This is a genomic window from Buchnera aphidicola (Eriosoma grossulariae) (genome assembly GCF_964059045.1).
Classification (GTDB): domain Bacteria; phylum Pseudomonadota; class Gammaproteobacteria; order Enterobacterales; family Enterobacteriaceae; genus Buchnera_D; species Buchnera_D aphidicola_A.
The window spans coordinates 1-2,250 of the sequence record NZ_OZ060403.1; the positions used below are offsets into that span (position 1 = coordinate 1).

At 25.2% G+C, this 2,250-nt stretch carries 3 protein-coding genes; all 3 read right to left on the reverse strand.

The window, feature by feature from the left end; genetic code table 11:
- Positions 1–305: 305 nt before the first annotated feature.
- The 3 genes from AB4W51_RS02710 to AB4W51_RS02720 are packed head-to-tail and all read right to left on the reverse strand — an operon-like array spanning position 306 to position 2,248.
- Positions 306–890, reverse strand: a complete 585-nt coding sequence (locus AB4W51_RS02710; RefSeq protein ID WP_367676841.1) for an aminodeoxychorismate/anthranilate synthase component II — start codon at positions 888–890, stop codon at positions 306–308.
- Positions 883–2,082: an anthranilate synthase component 1 gene (locus AB4W51_RS02715; RefSeq protein WP_367676842.1), complete on the reverse strand. Its 1,200-nt coding sequence runs from the start codon at positions 2,080–2,082 to the stop codon at positions 883–885. The genes AB4W51_RS02710 and AB4W51_RS02715 overlap by 8 nt, the downstream gene beginning before the upstream one ends.
- 16 nt (positions 2,083–2,098) lie before the next feature.
- Positions 2,099–2,248 (reverse strand): hypothetical protein, encoded by a 150-nt coding sequence (locus tag AB4W51_RS02720; RefSeq protein ID WP_367676840.1) that lies wholly within the window; start codon positions 2,246–2,248, stop codon positions 2,099–2,101.
- Between the last annotated feature and the right edge of the window lie 2 nt (positions 2,249–2,250).

Here is a 2,250-nt window from a genome sequence, read left to right on the forward strand (position 1 = left end):
CATATCAAAAATGATTGTAAATATATAATATAGTATTAAAATTTTTGTTAATAATATTTAATTATAGTTCTTGTGTATGATTTTGTTAATAATATAATTATATTAAATAGGATGATGTTGCATCAATAAACTTTATTATATATTTTATTTAATATCATTTAATTTAATATTATTGCATAAATATTTTTGATATGACGTATTGGAATGATTGAAAATAGGTTATTAATAATGAATATTAAATATGCTATATATATTATGATAAAAGTAAAATCTTTTTTTTAAATATTTTATGATGAAGATAATGATTAATAATTATTTTTGAGCCACAATATAGTTTGTTTTAAAAGAATGGATCCATATTTAGTTAATATAGATTCTGGATGAAATTGAAAACTACATACTCTATCATTTTTATTTTTAATGCTCATAATCATATTTTGATATGATGCCGTTACTACAAATCCATGAGGTAATATATCACACATTAAAGAATGATATCTAGCCACTGATAATGGATTAGGTAAATTTTTAAACATATCCTGATTATCATGTTGAATTTGAGATGCTTGTCCATGAATAATATGAGTTACTGGTTGAATAGTACCTCCATAAGCTTCAATAATTGCTTGATGACCTAAGCAAATACCTACCATAGGTATGTGTCCTTTAAATTCTTTTATTAATCTTGGCATATTTCCGGCGTTATGTGGACTTCCAGGACCAGGAGAAAATATCAGAATAGGATTATTCATTTGAGATAATTTTTTTGTAATGATTTGAATAGAAATATAATTCCGAAATATTTTTACTGTATGATTTTGAATACGTAATAAATCGACTAAATTATATGTAAAAGAATCCATATTATCAATCAATAATATATTAGACATGTGTATAATTTATTTCCTTAGAGATAGTATTATAATCATGAGAGATAGAATGAGCATCAATGATAGCAGACAACACTGCTGGTGCTTTATTTTTACTTTCTAACACCTCCTCTTGTGGTACTGAATCTAAAATAATACCAGCTCCTGCTTGTATAGTGGCTAATTGATTCATAACATAAGCAGCACGTATGATAATACAAGTATCTAGATCTCCATGACCATTAAAATATCCTATTGCACCACCATAAGTATTTCTAGATTGTTGTTCTATTTGGGAAATGATTTGCATAGCTTTAATTTTTGGTGCTCCAGTTAAAGTACCCATATTCATACAGGCTTGATAAGCATGAAAAATATCTAGTGTTGGTTTTAATTTTCCAGTGACTTTTGATACTAAATGCATTACGTGAGAATATTTATGCACTTCCATTAAATTAGATACATAACGTGTTCCAGTACTACAAATTTTAGATAAATCATTTCTTGCGAGATCTACTAACATTAAATGTTCTGCTAATTCTTTCTGATTAGTTCGCATTTCTAATTCAATTTTATTATCTAAATCTAAATTTAAAGAATTATCTTGATTTTTTCCTCTGGCTCGAGTTCCTGCTATAGGATGAATTTCTATCATTCTATTGGTATTGTTATATTTTAAAGAACTTTCTGGTGAAGCTCCAAATAAAATAAAATGTTGATCTTGCATAAAAAACATATAGGGGCTAGGATTGCTTTTTTTTAATTGATCATAAGCAGATAAAGAATTAATACAAGGTAAATAAAATTTTCTAGATAAAACAATTTGAAAAATTTTTCCTGATTGTATTAATCTTTTCATTTTTTTAATTTGTTGAATATATTCTTCATCAGTTTTATTACTCTGAATTGATATGTTGCTGATTGTATCATGAATAATAGTTGGCAAATCAGATTTCAATATCTTTTGTATTGATTTTATTTGTTGCATAATACGATTGATTTCAATTGTTTCATGAGTAAATAAGTTAGCTTGGATGACACAAGTTTTTTTTTGATGGTTTAATTTTAATAGAATTTCTGATAAGTAAAAACAAAAATCTGGACATTGAGCATTATGATTCATACGTGGTATTGGTTCAAAATTAGTAATACAGTCGTAAGAAAATAAGCCACCAAAAAACATTGAATCAGCAATTTTTTGATCATGATCCATAGATTTAATAATTCATCTAAATGATTCCAAGATTGATATAGAAATTAATTTTTTCTTTATCTAACTCTTGTTGTATTATTGGAAATATTAAAATTAATGTTTTTTCTGTTTTAGTTACTTTTATATTTGATGGAATATGTATTTCTAAATTTTTTAATATATTCATTC

What these genes read in the sequence shown, in the direction of transcription:
- AB4W51_RS02715 (WP_367676842.1), bottom strand. Translation starts at nt 2,082, where the DNA reads ATGGATCATGATCAAAAAATTGCTGATTCAATGTTTTTTGGTGGCTTA.
- AB4W51_RS02720 (WP_367676840.1), bottom strand. Translation starts at nt 2,248, where the DNA reads ATGAATATATTAAAAAATTTAGAAATACATATTCCATCAAATATAAAA.
- AB4W51_RS02710 (WP_367676841.1), bottom strand. Translation starts at nt 890, where the DNA reads ATGTCTAATATATTATTGATTGATAATATGGATTCTTTTACATATAAT.